The organism is Pseudomonas sp. MM211, assembly GCF_020386635.1.
Classification (GTDB): Bacteria; Pseudomonadota; Gammaproteobacteria; order Pseudomonadales; family Pseudomonadaceae; genus Aquipseudomonas.
This window is the reverse complement of sequence record NZ_CP081942.1, coordinates 4,245,984-4,265,820: the sequence shown is the minus strand read 5'-3', so window position 1 is coordinate 4,265,820 and position 19,837 is coordinate 4,245,984. Positions and strand designations below refer to the sequence as shown.

Below are 19,837 nucleotides of genomic sequence, written 5' to 3'. Positions count from 1 at the left end.
CCCCTTCTGCTATCAGCCTGACTTACGCTAAACCCTATACGTAGGGCTGCCCAGCGAAGCCGCGCGGCAGGCGGTGGGTGCCCGGCAGCTCGGTGAGGCGTTGCTGCCAGGACGAGCGCCAGTCGGTACGAGGCTGATTGCTCTTGGCCTTACGGGCAGCGCGTCGGCTTGCATTGCGAGTGTCACGACGGGCCTGCTTGTAGGCTTCGGTGTTGCGGCAGTTGCGGCATTTCACCCGGTTCAGCTCTTTGCTGGAGGTGACGTTCTCGCCGTGGGTGCCGCAGGCCAAGTGACCATCGGTCTTGTAATGGGTAACCATGGGTGGATCTCCTTGCTCATGCCGATCCTGGAGCGGAACTTGCTCCGTGTCCGCAGGTCCGTTGATTCGGGCCGTAGGTTATTTGTAGACCGCTGCGCTTGTGCCTCGGTTCGAACTGCTTTTTCCGCTGCCTTTCCTATGAGACGGTTCAACGATGGCTGCTTATTCAGGGACGAAGAGGATGCGAGCGAGCTTTCTGGTGCTGCTGTTGGCTGTCTCGGTCTGTGCGTCCGCCGCTGAGGATGACGACGAACGCCGGGTGCAGTTGGATTCCCAGGTTCGTGAGCTGTTTCAGGCCGGGCAGTACCAGCGGGCCATCGAGCCGGCGCGTCAGGCTCTGGCCCTGGCGGAGCGTACGGCTGGCGGTGATCAGCAGGCCATCGGCAACAGCCTGGATACGTTGGCGAGCGTATACGCGAGCCTCGGGCGTTTCGACGAAGCGCTGCCGCTCTACCGACGTGCCCTGAACATTCGTGAGAGGGCCCTGGGGGCGTATGATCTCGGCGTGGCTGCGGCGCTGATCAATCTGGGTAAGGTTCACGATGCCCGTGGCCAGTATGCTGAAGCCGAGGCTTATTACACCCGGGCGCTGAACATTCGCGAGAGCAGGCTGGGCGCGGACAGCCCCTACGTGGCCGAGAGCCTCAACAACCTGGCTTTGCTGTATACCAGCCAGGGCCGCTACGCCGAGGCTGAGAAGGCCTATGGGCGCGCCCTGAGCAACTTCGAGAAAGCGCTGGGGGCATCCGATCTCGCGGTGGCGGGTGTGCTCAACAACGTCGGCCTGCTCATGGAGGCGCAGGGCCGCTACGCTGAAGCTGAACCCCATTACCGACGCGCGCTGGCCATTCGCGAGCAGCGTCTTGGCGCTGACCATCCGCAGCTGTCTCTCAGTCTTAATAATCTCGCGGGTCTGTACGCCCGTCAGGGGCGTTACCCAGAAGCCGATGTATTGATGCGCCGCGCCCTGGCCATGGATGAGCGCTTGTATGGGCTGCAGCATCCGCAGGTCGCCGTGGCGCTGAGCAATTTAGCCGGGCTATATGGCGTGCAGGGCGAATACGCCAAGGCCGAGCCGCTGCTGTTGCGGGCATTGGATATTCGCCAGGCCGCGCTGGATCAGCGTGACCCGGCTATCACCGAGACGCTCCAGGATCTGCTCGAACTGTATCGAGTTGCCGGTTGGTCGGATCGGGCGACCGAGATGCAGGCGCGTCTGGCCGAGCGGGGCGGGCATTGAATCGGCTGAAATTATCGTGGATAGGCTGGGGGCTGGCGTTGTCTCAGCAGGGTCATTGCTATCCGAGGATTGTCCGGGTGAAGTCATCGTTCCTGCGTACACCCTGTGCGTTGCTGATCTTGCTGCTGGCCGGCTGTTCCAGCCAGCAGCAGGTGCCTGCGCCGAGGCCGGCCGAGGTGCGCGCGCAGATCGTCCGCCTGATGCCGGTGAATACGCCTGACCGCGAGGGCTGGGCGGCCGATATATACGCCGCGTTTGCGGCCCAGGAGATCGCGCCAAGCACCGAGAATATCTGCGCCGTGCTGGCAGTGACGGAGCAGGAATCGACGTTCACTGCCGACCCGCAGGTACCTGGCCTGGCGAAGATCGCCCGGGCGGAAATAGACCGCCGTGCTACCAGCCTGCATATCCCGCAGTTGCTGGTAAATGCAGCGCTGCGCATCGAGTCGCCTACCGGCAAAACCTATCAGCAGCGCCTGGATAGCGTGCGCACGGAAAAGCAGCTGAGTGCCATTTTCGATGACTTCACCGGCATGGTGCCGCTCGGTCGGCAACTGTTCGGCACCCTCAATCCGGTGCGCACCGGTGGGCCGATGCAGGTCAGCATCGCCTTTGCCCAGGCCAATGCCGAGGGCTATCCGTATCCACCCGACGGCTCGATTCGCCGCGAGGTGTTCAGCCGCCGTGGCGGCATGTACTTCGGTATCGCTCATCTGCTGGGCTATCCGGCCAGCTACCCGAAACCCCTTTATCGCTTCGCCGACTTCAATGCCGGCTGGTACGCCAGCCGCAATGCGGCCTTCCAGCATGCGGTCACCATCGCCTCGGGCATTCCGCTGGCGCTGGACGGCGACCTGATCATTCACGGCACCAGCAAGGCTGGCTCCACCGAACTGGCCGTGCGGTCGCTGGGTAAACGCCTGGGCATGAGCGACCGGGCGATCCGCCGGGCGCTGGAGGAGGGCGATACCCTGGAGTTCGAAGAAAGCCGCTTGTACGAGCGGGTATTCGCCCTGGCTGATGAGGCTGAAGGCATGTCGCTGCCGCGGGCGGTACTGCCCGGCATCGTTCTGAAAAGCCCGAAGATTACCCGGAGGCTGACCACTGCCTGGTTCGCCGAGCGTGTCGACACCCGCCATCAACGCTGCATGGCGCGGGCGCGCTGAAGCTGCACAAACCTTCCAGAATATACGTGGTGGGTCGGGTAGCATGAACGCTCCGCAGAGCGTGGCGCTGGAGCAAGCATGAGCGCGCAGAGTTGGGTCGACCTGGCCCAGGATGAAGACACCGGTATCGAGACCATCCGCGCGCATTTTCGCGGGCATGCCTACGATCCCCATTGGCACGATGCCTATCTGGTCGGGTTCACCGAGCAGGGCGTGCAGCAGTTCCATTGCCGCAAGCAACTGAACAGCAGCCTGGCCGGCCAGGTGTTTCTACTCGAGCCTGGTGAACTCCATGACGGCCATGCACCGGAGCCGGAAGGCTTTACCTACTCGATGCTGTACCTGGATGCTCAGTGGCTGGAGCGCGAGCTGCGCAGCCTGTTCGAACAGGCGCCCGCCGACTGCCTGCCCGGCTTCAGCGCCACCCTGGCCAATGAGCCTCGCCTGCTCGCGGCGGTCGGCGAGGCCTTTGCCGCGCTGCATCGCCAGGAGATGCGCATGGTCAGGCAGAGCGCACTGGACGGCCTGCTGACGCGTCTGACCGAACAGCTGCACTGGCGTCGGCGCCTCGATCCGGATCCGCGCCTGCCGTTGGTTGCGCAGCGTGCGCGGGATTTCCTGCATGATCAGCATACTCGCGACATTGGTCTCGATGACCTGGCCGCCGCCTGTGGGGTCGATCGCTTTCGCCTCAGCCGCGCCTTCAAGGCAGCTTTTGGCCTGGCGCCACATGCCTATCTGGTGCAACTGCGCCTGGCCCGGGCGAGGCATATGCTGGCCCGTGGCGAACCGCCGGTTCAGGTCGCTGCAGTGCTTGGCTTCGCCGATCAGAGTCATCTCGGGCGCTGGTTCCGGCGGGCTTATGGCATGACCCCGGCCCATTACCAGCGGCGTTGCTCAAACCTTCCAGACGCCTGACGCTGCCCGACTCATGATCAGCGCTCGGTTTGTCTGGAGCCTGTTCATGACTCAGTTGTTGCCCTTCATGCTGTTCGCTTTCGTCGCGTCGATCACCCCGGGGCCGACCAATGTGCTGGTGCTTGGCAGCAGCGCCCGTTACGGCGTAGCGGCGACCCTGCCGCTGGTGCTCGGCGCCTGTGTGGGGTCTGCGGCAATCGTGGTGGCAGTCGGGCTTGGCCTCGGCGAATTGCTGCAACAGCACCCACGCCTGCAATGGGCAATGGCCTGGTTCGGCGTGTTGTGGCTGAGCTACCTGGCGTGGCGCATCTTCAGCAGCCCGGCTACCGCGTTGAACGCAGACGATGCGCGGCCAGGCGAGCAGCGGCTTGGCCTGTTTGCCGGTGCGGCACTGCAACTGGTCAACCCCAAGACCTGGATGATGGCTTTGGCGGTGGTCAGCGTGTTCGCCACACCTGGCCCCGGGCAGGCCATGCGGGTGACCTTGCTGGCGGCGATCTTCCTGGCTATCGCCTTGCCATGCCTGGGCTGCTGGGCATTGCTCGGCCGCGGTGCTGCCAAACTGTTCACCTCGGCCCAGGCCATGACCCGCTTCAACCAGGTCATGGCGCTGTTGCTATTGATTTCCGCCTGGCTCGGCGCGCCGCTCTAAACCTCCTAAATGATGCGATCTCTTTGTAGGAGCCGGCTTGCCGGCGAATGGTGGCCGTGATGCGTGATTGCGGTATGCCCGCAATCGCCTCGCCCGCAAGTGGGCTCCTACACGGTGGTAGGGAACGCGATTCCGTAGGAGCCGGCTTGCCAGCGAATGGTGGCCGTGATGCGTTTTTGCGGTATGCCCGCCATCGCTTCGCCCGCAAGCGGGCTCCTAGACGGTGGTAGGGAACGCGATTCCGTAGGAGCCGGCTTGCCGGCGATTGGTGGCCGTGATGCGTGATTGCGGTATGTCCGCAATCGCCTCGCCCGCAAGTGGGCTCCTACACGGTGGTGGGGAACGCGATTGCGTAGGAGCCGGCTTGCCGGCGAATGGTGGTCGTGATGCGTGATTGCGGGATGGCTGCACTCGCCTCGCCCGCAAGCGGGCTCCTACACGGTGGTAGGGAACGCGATTCCGTAGGAGCCGGCTTGCCGGCGATTGGTGGCCGTGATGCGTGATTGCGGTATGTCCGCAATCGCCTCGCCCGCAAGCGGGCTCCTACACGGTGGTAGGGAACGCGATTCTGTAGGAGCCGGCTTGCCGGCGAATGGTGGCCGTGATGCGTTTTTGCGGTATGCCCGCAATCGCTTCGCCCGCAAGCGGGCTCCTACACGGTGGAAGGGAACGCGATTCCGTAGGAGCCGGCTTGCCGGCGATTGGTGGTCGTGATGGGTGATTGCGGAATGGCTGCAATCACATCGCCCGAACAACACCTACCGGATACGCAATGCTTCCAGGCGCTGACGCTGCTTGCCTTGCTCATCGAAATTGTCGGGTGACAACCAGCGCACAAAGGCGGCGCGGCATTGCGGCCATTCGCTGTCGATGATCGAGAACCAGGCGGTATCGCGGTTCTGTCCCTTGATCACGGCGTGCTGACGGAATAACCCCTCGTGAACGAAACCCAGACGTTCGGCTGCGCGCAGCGAGCGCGCGTTGCGTGCATTGCACTTCCACTCCAGGCGCCGGTTGCCTAGGTCGTCCATCGCCAGACTCATGAGTAGCCAGATCGCTTCCGTGGACGCCGGAGAACGCTGCATGGCTTGGCCAAAGGCGATATGGCCGATTTCGATACAGCCGTCGACTGGCGTGATACGCAGAAAGGACAACAGCCCTACAGCGCGTCCGCTGGTCTTGTCGATCACACTGAAGAACAGCGGGTCGCTGGTGCTTTGCTTTTCCTGCAGCCAGGCATCGAACCCGGCACGCTCGGCGAACGGGCCGTAGGGCAGGTAATTCCACAAGGCAGGATCGCTATTGGGGCCTTGCAACGCCTGCCAGAGATTATCGCCATGCGCTGCTGCGTCCAGCGGTTCCAGGCGCACGTAGCGGCCATCAATGGCGCTGCGAGGTGGCGGCGAAACGGGTTTCCAGTCGAGCAGGGTGTCGTCGGTCATGGTCTGGGTTCCTGATTACAGCTGCTTGCGGTATTGCACGAAGCCGGGGCGGTCGGCGATGTGATCGTATAGCTGCATGGCGGTGGTGTTGCTTTCATTGGTCAGCCAGTGCACCCGTGAAGCGCCGGCCAGCTTGGCCTGGGCGTAGACATGTTCGATCAGCCCACGCCCGGCGCCAGTACCGCGAACACTTTCGTCTACGAACAGATCCTGCAGGTAACAGTAGTCGCCGGTCGTCCAGCAGGAGCGGTGGAAGATCCAGTGCACCAGGCCGATGGCTCGCCCTTCGTGCCAGGCGAGGGCCGCATGCATCGGCTCGTCGTCAGCGAGAAAGCGTTGCCAGGTCAGGGCTGTGGTGGCCTCGGGCATCTTCTGCCCGTAGAAGCGCAGATAGCCTTGCCAGAGCGGCGACCAGGCAGCCTGGTCGTCAGCAGTGATTGCGCGTATTTCCAAGATCCAGGTCTCCTCGGTGATTAGTCATTCATGCGCTGCGCCAGGGCGCGGTCGCGGGGATCAGCACTGGCGCTGAGGCCGTCATGCACGCCCTGGCGATCCGCTTCGCTACGGTTCTGGCCGAGCTTCCATTTGCCTTCCAGGCGCTCGATGGGCAGCGCGAAGCCGACGATGGCACGCAGCATGCCGGCGATGTAGTCCTCGGGGGCATCGCTCAGCGCCCAGGGCTGTGGGCGCGGGTTCTCGTGACGGTCGGTGAGTTCGTCGAGCAGGCTCAACAGGCGCTCGCCGTCATCGAAAACCGCAGCCTGGCCGTAGGCATGCACTGCGATGTAATTCCAGGTGGGTACTACCTTGCCGTGCTCGGCCTTGGCCGGGTACCAGGACGGGCTGATATAGGCATCGGCGCTGTTGAAAATCACCAGCGCTTCACCGCCTTCGGCCAGTACCCGCCAGTGCGGATTGGCCCGCGCCAAGTGGCCGTACAGCGTGCCGTGCTGGCCTTCTTCGGGGCGTAGCAGCAAGGGCAGGTGGCTGGCTTGCAGGCCGGTCTCGCCATGGCTGATCAGAGTAGCCAAGCGGCAGCCGGCAATCTCCCGGTGCAGGGCGGCGAGGTCGTTCTGGCGGAAAGCGGAAGGTACATACATGGGGCATTCCAATCAGTAGATGCGCTTATGCTAAAACTGGTATTGGTCTGTTGTAAGATCCATTTTCAATGACTTTCATGGGGCCAATCTATGGCATCTTCAGCTCCTCTGCCGGTCGACCTTTCCGGTCTGCGTCTGCATCCCGGCAAGGGATTGTCCCGCCAGCTCTACCAGGCCCTGCGCGAACGCGTGCTCGATGGCCGTCTGCCTGGCGGCACGCGCTTGCCCGCCAGCCGGCAATTGGCCGAGCGCCTGGGCGTATCCCGCAATACGGTGAACCGTGCGCTGGATCAGCTCTATGCCGAAGGCTACGTGCAGGGCCGGGTTGGCGATGGCACCTATGTGGCCGCCATTGCCGCAGTAGCGGAGCCGCCAGTCAGCGAAGCGCCGGGGGCGGCCAGCAGCGCCGCGCTGCAACTGCTCGACGAGCACCATCTGCCGGCGCCGTTATCCGGTGCGCCGCGGGCGTTTCGGGTTGGCGTGCCGGCTTTCGATCTGTTTCCGTTCGAGACCTGGGCGCGGCTGTCGGCGCGTTTCTGGCGCAGGCCTTCGCCGGCACGGCTGGGCTATGGTGACCCCGCTGGTGACCCGCAACTGCGCGAATTGATCGCCGCGTACCTGCGCAGCAGCCGGGGCCTGCAGTGCGATCCAGCGCAGATCATCGTCACCTGCGGCGCACAGCAGGCAATCAGCCTGTGCGCGCAATTACTGGTTGGGCCGGGCGATCCGGTGGCCGTCGAAGATCCGGGTTACCGTGCCGCGGGCCATGCCTTTAGCATTGCCGGTGCACAGCTGCGCGGCATTGCCGTCGATGCCGACGGCCTGGATGTCGCGGCGCTGGAGCGGGCAGGGCCGTGTAGGCTGGCCTATGTCACGCCTTCGCACCAGTATCCGACCGGGGTGACGCTGTCGCTGCCCAGACGCCTGGCGCTGCTCGACTGGGCCGAGCGTAATGACGCCTGGATCATCGAGGACGATTACGACGGCGAGTACCGTTACAGCGGCACGCCGCTGGCGCCGTTGGCCGCACTGGATCGTGGGCAGCGTTTGCTCTACGTCGGCACCTTCTGCAAAATCGCCTTTCCGGCGCTTCGGCTTGGCTATCTGGTATTGCCACCCCGTCTGGCTGCTGCCTTCGCCCGGCGTCGTGCGGTGGATATGCGCCACTCGGAAGTCGGCACCCAGGCGGTAATGGCCGAGTTCATCGCCGCCGGGCATTTCCAGCGGCATATCCGTCGCATGCGCAATGCCGCCCGCGCCCGTCGGGATGCGCTGCTGGCGGGCTGGCCGCAGTCCTTGCCGGGCTGCGCGCCACTGCCCGATGTACACGCCGGTCTGCACCTGAGCGTGCGCTGCGAAAGCCTGGCGCGAGAGCGGGAACTGGTTGCCGCTGCGGCCGCGGTGAGTGTGGAGATCAACCCACTCAGCAACTACTGGCTACCCGGCGGTGATACGTCGATGGACGAACGCGCTGGCCTGGTGCTCGGCTTCGCGGCGGTGCCGGAAAAGACGATCGGCGAGGCATTGCAGGCCTTGCGGGGTGCTTGGAAACTGTCTGATTAGACCGGCGCCATCTTCGCCTGTAGACGAGCCTTCACGGCGGGCCACTCACTGTCGATGATGCTGAAACGCACCGAGTTGCGCTTGCGACCGTCGGGCATGATTCGTTCGTGGCGCACGATGCCCTCCTGCACAGCTCCAATCGCGAGGATCGCCGCGCGGGACTTCTCGTTCAGCTCATCGGCGTTGAATGGCTTTGGTGGGCTAAAGCGCCACCCTACGGTCGATGCCCCTGGGGAGTGGGGTGGGCTTCAGCCCACCACCGACAATGCCCACAGCCCGAAGCTCCGAGCCGCATGCTCTGAATAGCCAGCCACCATCGGCGTTGAATGGCTTTGGTGGGCTAAAGCTCCACCCTACGGTTGATGCCCCTGGGGAGTAGGGTGGGCTTCAGCCCACCACCGACAATGCCCACAGCCCGAAGCTCCGAGCCGCATGCTCTGAATAGCCAGCCACCATCGGTGTTGAATGGTATTGGTGGGCTAAAGCGCCACCCTACGGTTGATGCCCCTGTGGAGTAGGGTGGGCTTCAGCCCACCACCGACAACGCCCACAGCCCGAAGCTCCGAGCCGCATGCTCTGAATAGCCAGCCACCATCGGTGTTGAATGGTATTGGTGGGCTAAAGCGCCACCCTACGGTTGATGCCGCTTTGGAGTAGGGTGGGCTTCAGCCCACCACCGACAACGCCCACAGCCCGAAGCTCCGAGCCGCATGCTCTGAATAGCCAGCCACCATCGGCGTTGAATGCCTTTGGTGGGCTAAAGCGCCACCCTACGGTTGATGTCCCTGGGGAGTAGGGTGGGCTTCAGCCCACCGAACGATCGCACCACCGCCCGACCAGGCAAAGCCCCTGAACAGGTTAAGATGGGCGCCCACCCAAGCACGAGGAAATGCCGATGCGGATGTTGCAGTCTGCCGAATTCAAGCCCCGTCTGCGTGAGGGCCTGCTCGAGTTTCCGGTGCACCATGTGCGCGGCGGGACGTCCACCGGCCTGGTGATCTGGGAGCCGTTCGCGCCTGCCGATCCGGCGTTGCGTGAGGAGCTGTTGCGCCACCTGATGGGCGTGCCCCTGAGTGGTTCACAGCCCGGCAATCGACAGATCACCGGCCTGGGCCGTGGCGCTCCGACCAGCAACAAGGTGTTCATCGTCGACTGGGAAGCGACCCGTGACGGCGAGCGATTGGTCAGCACCCTGGCGCAACTGGCCAGTGATCACGCCGCCATCGACTGGAGCGTGAATTGCGGCAACCTGTCCAGCGCGCTGCCACTGTGGGCGCTAGACGTCGGCCTGGTGACGGCAGCGGCGGGCGAAAGCCGCGATATCAGTATTCGCAACAGCAATACCGGGGTGATCAGCACCGGGCGCATCGGGCGTACTGCCGAAGGCGCTCTGGTCAGCGCGTCGATTCCGGGTGTCAGCGGCGAGTTTCCGTCTGTCGATCTGTTTCTGCATGACCCCGTGGGCGCCAAGACCGGGCAGTTGCTGCCGACCGGGCAGGTGGTCGAACAGATCGACGGGCGTGCGGTGTCCTGTGTCGATGTGGCGGTGCCGATGGTCATCGCCCTGGCCAGCGATTTCGGCAAGACCGCCCATGAGCCCCTCGCCGAACTGCAGAACGATCAGGCCTTCATGGCCGATCTGCGCCGCGTGTGGATCGAGGCCGGTCTGCGGATGCAGCTGCGCCGCCGCGACGGTGAGCTGATGACGGCGGACGAGCTGGCGCGCAGTGAAACCCAGCCCAAGGTCTGCATCGTCGGCCCACCTCAGGGGGACGGTAATATCTCGGTGCGCTATTTCACCCCCCAGGCACTGCATGCCTCGATGGCGGTTTCTGGTGGTTGCTGCCTGGCGGCCGCGGCGCTGATCCCCGGTTCGGTAGCCTGGCAGGTAGCTACCGGGTTAGCCGCACCGTCGGGCGAGTTTGCCGATATCGAAGTGGCCATTGAAAACCCGGCGGGTATCCTCGCCACCACGGTGGTGGCCCGTGAGTACGAGGGCAAGCTGCAGGTCAGCAGTGCCGCCTATCGGCGCACGGCGCAGGTATTACTGCGCGGGCATGTGCCGCTGTATCGCGCCTCACCGGCGCTGGTCGAAGCGCTATTGCCGTTGACGCAACGCTAGAGCTCACGCTGTTTGCGTCGCTGTTCGGCGGGCGGAGGCTCGATGCCCCAGTCGCCATGCAGGTACCAGTCGTCACCGAGCATCTCGATGGGATGCTGGGTGCGGCCTGCACCGTTACCACACTGCAGATCGTCGGCACCACAATAGCGGTCGCACCCCCAGCAGATGCGCTCGGGGTTCTTCGGATGCAGGGGGAATTTCTTGGCCATGTCGCGCACTCCTCAGCTACAGGCTCAGGCTAGCGCGTCCGGCGTCGCGGCCCTTGACCTAGGTCAGCAGGGCCGCTGTCGATGCTGACCCTCAGGCCGGGTCAGTCGCTTCGCTGGAAGCTTCCTGATTGCTGTTCTGGCGAAGCTTCTTGGCCCGTTTTTCCAGCACCAGATACACCACGCAGGCGACGGCCAGTGGCAACAGGAAGTAGATCGCCCGGTAGCCGATCAGCGCGGCGACGATGCTGCCCTTGGACATTTCATGCTGCAACAGGGCGATGAACACGGCCTCGATCACCCCCAGCCCGGCCGGGATGTGGGTGATCACTCCGGCGATGCTGCTGATCATCAAGATGCCGAGAATCATCGGGTAGAAGGCTTCTTCCGGCAGCAACAGGTAGATGATCAGCGCCATCAGCGACCAGTTCAGCGCACCCAGGCCCGCCTGCAGCAGCGCCATTGGCAGCGCAGGGAGCGTCAGCTCATGGCCACGCACTTTCCAGGTGCGGCGCTTGGAGAACTGGCAGGCAAGCAGGTAGCCGATGCCCACCGCCAGCAGCGCCAGGCCGATAATGCGCAGGCCCGTGGCGCCGATGGCCCAGCCTTCCGGCAGCTTGAGCAATCCGAAGGTGAAGATCACGCCTGCCAGCAGGATGTAGCCCAGCCAGTTGGTGATCAGGCTCATGCTCAGCACGCGGGTGATGGTCGAGACCTTGAGCCCGAGGCGCGAATACAGGCGGTAGCGCAGGGCCACGCCGCCCACCCAGGAGCTCAGGTTGAGGGTGAAGGCGTAGCACACAAAAGTCAGCGGCAGGATCTGCCGGGCGGGCAGCTTGTGGCCGGTGTAGGCGCGGCCGATCAGGTCGAAGCTCGAGTAAACGGCATAACTCAGCGCCGACACGCCGATCGCGGCGAGCAAGATGCCGCTGCTGTAACTGCGTAGGGCCTTGCTGACTTCCTGCCAGTCGAGGTTCTTGACCAGCATGAACAGCAGCACCGGCACCAGGATGAAGAAGCACAGGGTCAGCAACCGCTTGGCCCAGCGCCACACTGGTTTGCCTTGCTTGTCGTCGGGCTCGCTCACGAGACTTTCTCCTGGTCGATCTGCAGGGTGCTGCACTGTGGCGCCTCGACTGTCGGTTGCAACAGCTTGAGCCGTGGCGAGTGGGCCGGGAACCAGCCGGCGATGGCCGGGAAATGGCGCAGGAAGTGGAAGCACATGAAGATCAGCGGCGCGCGCCACCAGTAGCCGCGCATCACCCGCTTGAGCGGCACCGATTTGCAGCTCGAGGTGGCCAGTTCCATCAGGTGCTCGTACAGGCGGCGATTGAGGGCCGGGTCACGGACGATCACGTTGGCTTCCAGGTTCAGCGACAGGCTCAGAGGATCCAGGTTGCTGGAGCCCACGGTCGACCATTCGTGATCGGCCAGCGCCACCTTGCCGTGCAGCGGGCGCTGGCAGTATTCGTAGATGGTCACGCCGTCGCGCAGCAGGTAGTTGTAGGTCAGCCGCGAACACAACCGCACCAGCGGCATGTCCGGTTGGCCCTGGAGAATCAGGGTGACCTTGACCCCACGCCGCGCCGCGTTGCGCAATTCGCGCAGCAGGCGGTAGCCCGGGAAGAAATAGGCGTTGGCCACCACCAGGCGATGCTGGGCATTGCGGATGGCGTCCAGGTAATGCTGTTCGATGGTGTTGGTGTCGTCGCCGTTGTCGCGGATCGCCATGAGCATCCGGCTGTTGCCGGCATGCCGGTGCTGAGTCGGCTGATTGCTGCGGCGCAGGGCCACTTCACGGTCATCGCGCGCCTCCAGCAGGCGCTCGCTGGCAGCGTGCAGATCGGCAACGATAGGGCCGCGTACACGAACCGCGTAGTCCTGCTTGGCCATCGGCCCATTGGCGATGAGGTGATCGACGCCGAAGTTGATGCCACCGATGTAGGCCAGCTCGCTGTCGATCACCACGATCTTGCGGTGCAGGCGGCGGAACAGGTTGGTACGCATGCCCATCAGGCGCTTGCCCGGATCGAACATGTGCACGCGCACGCCGGCAGCGACCAGGGCCGCCACGTATTCTTTCGACAGGTCGGCGGTACCGTAGCCATCCACGGTGATCTCTACGCGGGCGCCGTTGTGTGCGGCAGCGATCAACGCTTCCTGCAACTCCATGCCGACCTTGTCTTCGAAGATGATGAAGGTTTCCAGCAGCACCTCACGCTGGGCGTTGCGGATGCTCTCGAACACAGCAGGAAAGAAATCCTCGCCGTTGATCAGCAAATCGACCTGGTTGCCATCACGCCAGTCGTACTTCATAGCCGTATCTCCACAGCCAACGGTGCATGATCCGACAGGTGCGACCAGGGGCGGGTCGACAGCACCTGCGGGTTGTGAGTGGTTGCGTTACGCACATAGATGCGATCCAGGCACAGCAGCGGCCAGCGCGCGGGGAAGCTCTTGGCCGGCGCGCCATGTTCGCTGACGAAGGCTTCCTTCAGACCGCTGGCGGCCAGCAGCCCATCGGCGCGTTTGCGCCAGTCGTTGAAGTCACCCGCGACGATCACCGGCGCATCGGCAGGCAGGCGGTCGAGCACCTTGCAGAGCAGACCCAGCTGCTGCTTGCGATGGATTTCCCGCAGCCCCAGGTGCACGCAGATGGCGTGTACTTCGGCGTGGCCCGGCACGTCGAGCACCGAGTGCAGCAGCCCGCGCTGTTCCTGGGTGCCGATGGAGATATCCAGGTTCTCGTGACGCAGGATGGGAAACTTCGACAGCAGTGCGTTGCCATGATCGCCATGGGGGTAGACGGCGTTGCGGCCATAAGCGAACTGCGGCCACATGCTGTCGGCGAGAAACTCGTATTGCGGCGTCGGTGGCCAGTCTTCGTAGCGCTTGGCGTGGTGCTCGTGGGTGCCATGTACTTCCTGCAGGAACACCATGTCCGCCGACAGCGTACGTACCGCATCGCGCAGCTCCGGCAGGATGAAGCGCCGATTCAGGGCGGTGAACCCCTTGTGGGTGTTGACCGTGAGAATCTTCAGCGTGTGTACCGCCGTAGCCAGTTCGGTCGGTGCCGGTTGGTGGGTGCTCATGGGGAAACTCCTGGCGACCGACCAGGGGCATTGGGCAACCCCTCGGCCAGGTCGAACTTCTGTAAAAGCGAGTAGGCGTCGTAGGGCGCGCGTACTTTGAGAGCGTTGTCTAGGGTCTGTTCCCGTTTCAGCGCGAGCCGCGTTGCTGCGAGAAATGGCCTCCGGTTAGGCGCAGGACGCCGGGAATGGTTGTTCCCTTGCCAAGTCCTGCAACGACAGCGGAGACCATTTCCCGCGCAACCCGCAGGGCCGGGCCAGTTTTTGCGCGATGCGGCGTTACTCGATGGCTCATTTGGCCCGCCAAACTTCGCATCTCGTGCCTGGTCTCGCGCAAAAACTGGCTCCGGCGCGGCCGTGCGTGAAACGGGAACAGACCCTAGGTAACTGTAAACGTCGCGCAACTCGGCAATGCGCCCGGACGTTTGCAGGGCGCAGAACGAGGCACTTAGGCCGATAACCCGGCTCAAGGGTATTCACCGCGGCAAAGGGTGCTGGCTGGCAGGCTGCGCGCGTGGCTTGGCACACACGCAACCGGTTGCCTTCGCGTTGGCTCTATCGGCATGGCTCAGTGCACCGTGGACAGACCTGCGTTGGCGCCGCCGCTTCGTGAGCGGCCTGGAGCGGTGTGATGGTCTGTACGCCGCGAGCCATGAGATCGCTGACTTTCATTCTGTCCTCCTGTCGGTGGTCGAGGTGGTTCAGCGAGGCTACTGGGCAGCCGTGCGCGTTCCAGGCGTCGTTAAATTCCGACTGGAGCGGCGGGGGCGCGGTTCAAGGTTTTTGCCAGCTGGGCAGCGGGAGTCGGCGCGGAGCAGGTGTCAGAGCAGGGACTTGAGATAGTCGCCGAAACCACCGCGGGCACGGCAATCCAGTCGTGCGCTGGTGTACACCTGCGGCAGGCAGCTCCAGGCGATATGCGCGCCGATACGTTCGAAGGCTGCCACCAGTTGTACGTCTTCATCGACAGGGATGGCCTTGAAGCCACCCGCGCGGCGGTAGCAGGCGGCGCTGAAGGACAGATTGGCGCCGTGGATATGCCGGTGTCCGTCGCGGGCCTGGTAGGCGCTCTGGTAGCGCGCCTGCACGTCCAGGCCGAGATCGCCCCATTCGGCGACCTGTACGGTGCCGCATACCATGTCGGCGTTCAGGCTCAGCTGGCGTACCAGCCAGTCCGGTGCGACGCGGCTGTCGGCATCCGAGCAGGCGATCCAGGTGGCGCCGTGGGACAACAGCCACTCGATACCAGCAGCACGCGCCAGGCCTACGTTCTGTGCCTGGATGGTGAGGGTCTCGACCGGGTAGTTGGCGATCACGCTGGCTGAACCATCGGTGCAGCTGTCGAGCACGACCAGAACGCGAACAGCCATCTCCAGCTCGGGATGAGCAGCGGCCGTCAGCACCGCATCGAGGCACTGGTCGAGCGACAGCTCTTCGTTATGAGCAGGAATCACGATGCCGATCATGCTGGCGACTCGTCACCCGTGCTGGGCGCCAGCCCCTCACGCTGCGCCACTGATGTGCTCTGGGTGCCCCATACCTCGAGAACCATATCGGCGTCTTCATGGCGCAGCAGGCGTGGCAGACCCAGTGCCTGGTGGATACGCTCGTGTACCTGGTCACCGTTCTGCGGGCATTCGTCGATCGGCCAGCGCCAGTGGCAGGCGAGCAAGTTGCCGCCCTGATTGAGGGATGTTCGAGCCCGCTCGATCAACTGATCGAGATCTTTCTGGTCGAGGTAGTAGCACAGCTCACTGAGCACTATCAGGTCGAATCCGCCTTCGGGCCACTGCTCGGGCAGGCGGGTCTGTAGCAGGCGCACGTTGCTGCGATGGGCGAGGCGATTGCGGGCCAGTTCCAGGGCGATTGCCGAGGTGTCGCTGCATAGCAATTGAGTGCAGCGCTCCGACAAACGGACGCTGAGTTCACCATTGGCACACCCCGGCTCGAAGATGCTGCCGTAGTGGTTGCGTGGCAGGGCAGCGAGCGTCAAGTTGCGCTTGCGTTGCTCGTACCAGCGCTCGCGGAATGACCAGGGATCCTGGCTGCCCTTGTAGAGCTTTTCGAAATAGTTGTCTGCGACGCTCATAAGAACACCACCTCGAATGGTTGCTGCAGACGCTCCACGGTGATCGCCGACAGTACCGGCTCGTGGCCCGTGTCCGGGTCGCTGTACAGCTGGCTGGCAAAGGCCTGTACCGCATGACGCTTGCGCGCCTGAACCCTTTTATCCAGCTGTAGTTTGCGCGCTCTGTCCCACGGAATGCGCAGGTCTTCCGGGTTGGCCCAGTGCCAGGCCCACACCGGTATCTCGTGCATACGCGCGCCACATTCCTGAGCTGCCGCCAGGGAGGCACGACCTACGGCCTCGTGGTCGCTGTGGCCATCCTCGCTCCAGGTGGTGAACACCACGTCGCTAGGTTGCAGGTAGGTTTTGAGAAAGTCGCGCAGCTCATTTTCCCTCGCGGCTACGCCGGTATCGGGAAAACCACCATGAACCCATTGCATCTGGTTGAGCGGCAGGCCCAGGCGCTTCAATGCGTCGGCACTTTCTTGCGGGCGGACGATGCTGAGCCGTTGCGGCGTCCAGTAACGCGAGCCCTGGTGACTGGCTCCGCCATCGGTAACCGATATCAGTAGAACGTGGCGTTGCTCGTGCGCGAGCAGTTGCAGCAAACCACCGCAACCAAGGATTTCATCATCCGGATGGGGCGAGATGATCACCGCCCGTGAGCCTGCCGGTACCAGCTCTGCGCAGTCGATATCGGCTACCTGGGCCAAATGCCGTGAAGCTTTCCACGCTTGCGGCGAGGTGCCTTGTCCTTGAATCGGATTGGCTTTCATAGCATCCAGCTCCCTGGTTGTTGTCGCGCTGCGAGGCTGCCGAGGTCGGCTAGGTCGCGTTCTGCATGGCTCTGCCGCAGGTACACCGGCAGGTCGGCCAGATGCCTGGCGAGCGTGCCGTCACGGCAATACGGGGCGGCGCCCAGCGCGCGGCCGACGTGACGAATCACGCTGTCGACAGCGCTTTCGCACGAAGCACGTACCCGGCGCACCGCTAATTCGGCGCTTGCCTGTGGGTTGGCGTCGATCCAGCGGGCGCAATCGCGCAAGGCACTGGCGGCCGCGAACAGTGTGTTGTCCACCTCGCCGAGGTGGGCGAGGGCATGGGGTTCATCGTGGCGCGCGCAGTGCTTGCGCAGTGCCTCGCCGATGAACTGCGCCGAGCCATACCAGCAGGCGGCGATACCGGCACCGCCCTGCCAGAAGCCTGGGCGCTCGAGGTAGCCACCGGGTGGCCCCACGCGGTACCCGCGAGCCCCCTCGAACGACACCTCCACGCTTTGCGTGGCCTGCATGCCGATTGCCTGCCAGCCTTCATTGCTGACGCTCACGCCTGGCTGGGCCAGCGCGACGGCCACCAGCTGCTGCTCGCCGTTGGCATTCCAGGCCGTGAGCAGCCCATGGCTGAGTACCTTGGCGCCGGAACACCAGGCCTTGCGCCCATGCAGACGGACACTGCCATCGCTGTGCTCGGCATGCAGCTCGACGCGAGCCTGGGGCGGCTCGGCGGCCCACATGCCCCAGGTACTGTCGCTGGGCGGCGTCGCTGCCGCGAAGTGCTGCATGATCGCCAGGGCGTCAGTGTGTCCTTCGTAGAGTTTGCACAGGCTCAAATCGTGTGCAGCGACCGCGGCCAACGCCTGCCAACGTTGCAGGGTATGGCCACCGCCGGGCTGCGGTAATTGGTCGAGGCCGGCGCCACATAACGTTTGCAACGCATGGGCGAGGGCCTCGGGTTGGATCGGTGCAGCGAGCGGCAGCTCGTCCAGCAGAACGCCGAGGCGATCCACGGGAGAGCCGCCGCCGGGCTTCATGCCTGCTTTTCCTTGTGCAGCTCGAAGAGCACCAGGGAGCGATGAGTCACGGTGAACTCGTCGCCGAACTGGAAGCTTTCGTCTTCCGGTTCATCGGTGCGGTTGGTGTCGAGCATGCACGTCCAGTGACTACCCTGGGCGACTTCCGGCAGACGGAAATTGACCACGTCGTGGTGCGCGTTGACCACCAGCAGCAGCGTCGCGTCTGCACCGCTGCGGCGAATGCCGGTCGGCTGCGCGCGGCCATCGAGCAACATGCCCAGGCAGCGGGCGTTCGGGTCATGCCAGTTCTCTTCGCTCATCTCTTCGCCATGGGGCGCCAGCCAGGTGACATCCTTGACCCCCAGCTCTTCGTTGTAGGCACCGACGAAGAAGCGGCCACGACGCAGGATTGGGTAGCTCATGCGTAGCTTGATCAGGCGGCTGACGAAGGCTTGCAGTTGCTTGCCCTGTTCGCCGAGGTTCCAGTCGATCCAGCCGATTTCGCTGTCCTGGCAGTAGGCATTGTTGTTGCCGTGCTGGGTACGGGCGAATTCGTCACCGGCCACCAGCATCGGTGTGCCCTGGGCGAGCAGCAGGGTGGCCATGAAATTGCGCATCTGGCGTTGGCGCAGGTCGCTGATTTCCTCGTCGTCGGTCGGCCCCTCGACGCCGTGGTTCCAGGACAGGTTGTTGTTGCTGCCGTCCTGGTTGTTCTCGTCGTTGTCCTCGTTGTGCTTGTCGTTGTACGACACTAGGTCATTGAGGGTGAAACCGTCGTGAGCGGTGATGAAATTCACCGACGTGAACGGACGTCGACCACGCTGGTTGTACAGGTCGCCGGACGCGGTCAGGCGGCTGGCGAGCTCGGCCAACTGACCTTCGTCGCCTTTCCAGAAGCCCCGTACGTTGTCACGGAACTTGTCGTTCCACTCTGCCCAGCCCGGTGGGAAACCACCGACCTGATAACCACCCGGGCCGCAGTCCCACGGCTCGGCGATCAGCTTGACCTTGCTCAGTACCGGATCCTGGCGACAGGCGACCAGGAAGCTGTGGCGCTCGTCGTAACCGTCGTGGGCACGGGCGAGAATAGTCGCCAGGTCGAAGCGGAAACCGTCTACGCCCATTTCCTTGGCCCAGTAGCGCAGCGAGTCGGTAACCATCTGCAGCACGCAAGGGTGGCTCAAATCCAGGGTGTTGCCGGTGCCGGAATCGTTGATGTAGTAACGCTTGTCGTCGGGCATCAGCCGGTAATAGCTGGCGTTGTCGATACCGCGCATGGACAGGGTAGGGCCCAGCTCGTTGCCTTCGGCGGTGTGGTTGTAGACCACGTCGAGAATCAGCTCGAGGCCGGCGTCGTGCAGGTGCGCGGCCATCTCCTTGAACTCGTTGATGTGCCCACTGGCCAGGTAGCGCGGGTGAGGCGCGAAGAAGCCGATGCTGTTGTAGCCCCAGTAGTTGTTCATGCCCTTTTCCAGCAGGTGCTGGTCATTGACGAAGGCATGCACGGGCAGCAGTTCCACCGAGGAAACACCCAGTTTGCGGATGTGCTTGATCACGTCGGCGTTCATCAGCCCGGCGAAGGTGCCGCGCTTTTCTTCGGCCACCGACGGGTGACGCATGGTCAGGCCGCGCAGATGGGCTTCGTAAAGCACCGTCTTGTCCCAGTCGACGCGATGGTTGCGGTGTTTGCCCCAGGTGTAAGCCGGGTCGACGACCTTGCACTTGGGCACGAAGGGCGCACTGTCACGCTCGTCGAAGCTGAGGTCGCCATCGGGATGGCCGATCTCGTAGCCGAACAGCGCTTCCGACCACTTCAATTCGCCAACCAACTGCTTGGCGTAGGGGTCGATCAGCAGCTTGTTGGGGTTGAAACGGTGCCCGGCTTCCGGCTCGTAAGGGCCGTAAACCCGGTAGCCGTAAATCAGCCCCGGGTGTGCATCGGGCAGGTAGCCGTGCCAGATTTCGTCACTGTACTCCGGCAATTCGATGCGCTCGATCTCTTCCAGGCCGTCAGGATCGAAGATGCACAGCTCGACCTTGGTGGCGTGAGCCGAGAAGAGCGCGAAGTTGACGCCCAAACCATCCCAGGTCGACCCCAATGGAAAGGGGTGACCTTCGGTAATACGCGAGCGTGGTTGACTCATTCTGGGTGGCTCCTGG

At 63.8% G+C, this 19,837-nt stretch carries 19 protein-coding genes and 1 pseudogene; 6 read left to right on the top strand and 14 right to left on the bottom strand.

Going from position 1 to position 19,837, the window contains the following annotated elements; translation table 11 throughout:
* Positions 1-34: 34 nt before the first annotated feature.
* Positions 35-319, bottom strand: coding sequence for a hypothetical protein (locus tag K5Q02_RS19610; protein ID WP_225833387.1), 285 nt, complete (start codon positions 317-319; stop codon positions 35-37).
* 181 nt (positions 320-500) lie between these two features.
* Between K5Q02_RS19610 and K5Q02_RS19605 the strand changes: the two genes are divergently transcribed.
* The 4 genes from K5Q02_RS19605 to K5Q02_RS19590 all read left to right on the top strand — a co-directional run bounded on the left by K5Q02_RS19605 (position 501) and on the right by K5Q02_RS19590 (position 4,295).
* Positions 501-1,559 carry a tetratricopeptide repeat protein gene (locus tag K5Q02_RS19605; RefSeq protein WP_225833385.1) on the top strand — a complete coding sequence of 353 codons (1,059 nt, stop codon included), beginning with the start codon at positions 501-503 and terminating at the stop codon, positions 1,557-1,559.
* Between the two features lie 77 nt (positions 1,560-1,636).
* Entirely contained in the window at positions 1,637-2,725 is a 1,089-nt protein-coding gene (locus K5Q02_RS19600) for a DUF1615 domain-containing protein (RefSeq protein ID WP_225833383.1), read from the top strand.
* 78 nt (positions 2,726-2,803) lie between these two features.
* The gene (locus tag K5Q02_RS19595) at positions 2,804-3,643 is read left to right on the top strand and encodes an AraC family transcriptional regulator (RefSeq protein ID WP_225833381.1); all 840 of its coding nucleotides are present in this window, start codon (positions 2,804-2,806) and stop codon (positions 3,641-3,643) included.
* A 46-nt stretch (positions 3,644-3,689) separates the two neighbouring features.
* On the top strand, positions 3,690-4,295 hold the full coding sequence (locus K5Q02_RS19590; protein WP_225833379.1) for a LysE family translocator: 606 nt from the start codon (positions 3,690-3,692) through the stop codon (positions 4,293-4,295).
* Positions 4,296-5,053: 758 nt separating this feature from the next.
* Here the strand turns inward: K5Q02_RS19590 and K5Q02_RS19585 are convergent.
* Genes K5Q02_RS19585 through K5Q02_RS19575 form a run of 3 tightly spaced genes read right to left on the bottom strand, consistent with a single transcriptional unit; the run spans position 5,054 to position 6,837 of the window.
* The gene (locus K5Q02_RS19585) at positions 5,054-5,737 is read right to left on the bottom strand and encodes a GNAT family N-acetyltransferase (protein WP_225833377.1); all 684 of its coding nucleotides are present in this window, start codon (positions 5,735-5,737) and stop codon (positions 5,054-5,056) included.
* 15 nt (positions 5,738-5,752) lie between these two features.
* Positions 5,753-6,193 (bottom strand): GNAT family N-acetyltransferase, encoded by a 441-nt coding sequence (locus K5Q02_RS19580; protein ID WP_225839779.1) that lies wholly within the window; start codon positions 6,191-6,193, stop codon positions 5,753-5,755.
* 17 nt (positions 6,194-6,210) lie between these two features.
* Entirely contained in the window at positions 6,211-6,837 is a 627-nt protein-coding gene (locus K5Q02_RS19575; protein ID WP_225833375.1) for an FMN-binding negative transcriptional regulator, read from the bottom strand.
* A 90-nt stretch (positions 6,838-6,927) separates the two neighbouring features.
* On the opposite strand from K5Q02_RS19575, the gene pdxR reads away from it, so the two are divergent.
* Positions 6,928-8,400, top strand: a complete 1,473-nt coding sequence (pdxR, locus tag K5Q02_RS19570) for a MocR-like pyridoxine biosynthesis transcription factor PdxR (RefSeq protein ID WP_225833373.1) — start codon at positions 6,928-6,930, stop codon at positions 8,398-8,400.
* Here the strand turns inward: pdxR and K5Q02_RS19565 are convergent.
* Positions 8,397-8,588 (bottom strand): annotated as a pseudogene (locus tag K5Q02_RS19565) (GNAT family N-acetyltransferase); the annotation flags it as partial. The gene pdxR and the pseudogene K5Q02_RS19565 overlap by 4 nt on opposite strands.
* Before the next feature lie 707 nt (positions 8,589-9,295).
* On the opposite strand from K5Q02_RS19565, the gene K5Q02_RS19560 reads away from it, so the two are divergent.
* Entirely contained in the window at positions 9,296-10,522 is a 1,227-nt protein-coding gene (locus K5Q02_RS19560; protein ID WP_225833371.1) for a PrpF domain-containing protein, read from the top strand.
* Here the strand turns inward: K5Q02_RS19560 and K5Q02_RS19555 are convergent.
* The 9 genes from K5Q02_RS19555 to glgX all read right to left on the bottom strand — a co-directional run bounded on the left by K5Q02_RS19555 (position 10,519) and on the right by glgX (position 19,821).
* Positions 10,519-10,731 carry a DUF3079 domain-containing protein gene (locus K5Q02_RS19555; RefSeq protein ID WP_225833369.1) on the bottom strand — a complete coding sequence of 71 codons (213 nt, stop codon included), beginning with the start codon at positions 10,729-10,731 and terminating at the stop codon, positions 10,519-10,521. The two genes, K5Q02_RS19560 and K5Q02_RS19555, sit on opposite strands and share 4 nt — an antisense overlap.
* Before the next feature lie 91 nt (positions 10,732-10,822).
* Entirely contained in the window at positions 10,823-11,815 is a 993-nt protein-coding gene (locus tag K5Q02_RS19550; protein ID WP_225833367.1) for a lysylphosphatidylglycerol synthase domain-containing protein, read from the bottom strand.
* Positions 11,812-13,044: a cardiolipin synthase ClsB gene (clsB, locus tag K5Q02_RS19545; RefSeq protein ID WP_225833366.1), complete on the bottom strand. Its 1,233-nt coding sequence runs from the start codon at positions 13,042-13,044 to the stop codon at positions 11,812-11,814. The genes K5Q02_RS19550 and clsB overlap by 4 nt, the downstream gene beginning before the upstream one ends.
* Entirely contained in the window at positions 13,041-13,820 is a 780-nt protein-coding gene (locus K5Q02_RS19540; protein ID WP_225833364.1) for an endonuclease/exonuclease/phosphatase family protein, read from the bottom strand. Before K5Q02_RS19540 ends, clsB begins: the two co-directional genes overlap by 4 nt.
* Before the next feature lie 818 nt (positions 13,821-14,638).
* Positions 14,639-15,283, bottom strand: coding sequence for a glycosyltransferase (locus K5Q02_RS19535; protein ID WP_225833362.1), 645 nt, complete (start codon positions 15,281-15,283; stop codon positions 14,639-14,641).
* Entirely contained in the window at positions 15,280-15,906 is a 627-nt protein-coding gene (locus K5Q02_RS19530; protein ID WP_225833360.1) for a class I SAM-dependent DNA methyltransferase, read from the bottom strand. Before K5Q02_RS19530 ends, K5Q02_RS19535 begins: the two co-directional genes overlap by 4 nt.
* Positions 15,903-16,661, bottom strand: a complete 759-nt coding sequence (locus tag K5Q02_RS19525) for a PIG-L deacetylase family protein (RefSeq protein WP_225833359.1) — start codon at positions 16,659-16,661, stop codon at positions 15,903-15,905. The genes K5Q02_RS19530 and K5Q02_RS19525 overlap by 4 nt, the downstream gene beginning before the upstream one ends.
* On the bottom strand, positions 16,658-17,695 hold the full coding sequence (locus K5Q02_RS19520) for an acyl-CoA dehydrogenase family protein (protein WP_225833357.1): 1,038 nt from the start codon (positions 17,693-17,695) through the stop codon (positions 16,658-16,660). Before K5Q02_RS19520 ends, K5Q02_RS19525 begins: the two co-directional genes overlap by 4 nt.
* Positions 17,692-19,821, bottom strand: coding sequence for a glycogen debranching protein GlgX (glgX, locus tag K5Q02_RS19515; RefSeq protein WP_225833356.1), 2,130 nt, complete (start codon positions 19,819-19,821; stop codon positions 17,692-17,694). The genes K5Q02_RS19520 and glgX overlap by 4 nt, the downstream gene beginning before the upstream one ends.
* Between the last annotated feature and the right edge of the window lie 16 nt (positions 19,822-19,837).

Coding starts and splice junctions, on each gene's coding strand:
- K5Q02_RS19540 (WP_225833364.1), bottom strand. CDS start 13,820: ATGAGCACCCACCAACCGGCACCGACCGAACTGGCTACGGCGGTACAC.
- K5Q02_RS19595 (WP_225833381.1), top strand. CDS start 2,804: ATGAGCGCGCAGAGTTGGGTCGACCTGGCCCAGGATGAAGACACCGGT.
- K5Q02_RS19560 (WP_225833371.1), top strand. CDS start 9,296: ATGCGGATGTTGCAGTCTGCCGAATTCAAGCCCCGTCTGCGTGAGGGC.
- K5Q02_RS19575 (WP_225833375.1), bottom strand. CDS start 6,837: ATGTATGTACCTTCCGCTTTCCGCCAGAACGACCTCGCCGCCCTGCAC.
- K5Q02_RS19525 (WP_225833359.1), bottom strand. CDS start 16,661: ATGAAAGCCAATCCGATTCAAGGACAAGGCACCTCGCCGCAAGCGTGG.
- K5Q02_RS19610 (WP_225833387.1), bottom strand. CDS start 319: ATGGTTACCCATTACAAGACCGATGGTCACTTGGCCTGCGGCACCCAC.
- pdxR (WP_225833373.1), top strand. CDS start 6,928: ATGGCATCTTCAGCTCCTCTGCCGGTCGACCTTTCCGGTCTGCGTCTG.
- clsB (WP_225833366.1), bottom strand. CDS start 13,044: ATGAAGTACGACTGGCGTGATGGCAACCAGGTCGATTTGCTGATCAAC.
- K5Q02_RS19535 (WP_225833362.1), bottom strand. CDS start 15,283: ATGATCGGCATCGTGATTCCTGCTCATAACGAAGAGCTGTCGCTCGAC.
- K5Q02_RS19530 (WP_225833360.1), bottom strand. CDS start 15,906: ATGAGCGTCGCAGACAACTATTTCGAAAAGCTCTACAAGGGCAGCCAG.
- K5Q02_RS19520 (WP_225833357.1), bottom strand. CDS start 17,695: ATGAAGCCCGGCGGCGGCTCTCCCGTGGATCGCCTCGGCGTTCTGCTG.
- glgX (WP_225833356.1), bottom strand. CDS start 19,821: ATGAGTCAACCACGCTCGCGTATTACCGAAGGTCACCCCTTTCCATTG.
- K5Q02_RS19590 (WP_225833379.1), top strand. CDS start 3,690: ATGACTCAGTTGTTGCCCTTCATGCTGTTCGCTTTCGTCGCGTCGATC.
- K5Q02_RS19585 (WP_225833377.1), bottom strand. CDS start 5,737: ATGACCGACGACACCCTGCTCGACTGGAAACCCGTTTCGCCGCCACCT.
- K5Q02_RS19605 (WP_225833385.1), top strand. CDS start 501: ATGCGAGCGAGCTTTCTGGTGCTGCTGTTGGCTGTCTCGGTCTGTGCG.
- K5Q02_RS19555 (WP_225833369.1), bottom strand. CDS start 10,731: ATGGCCAAGAAATTCCCCCTGCATCCGAAGAACCCCGAGCGCATCTGC.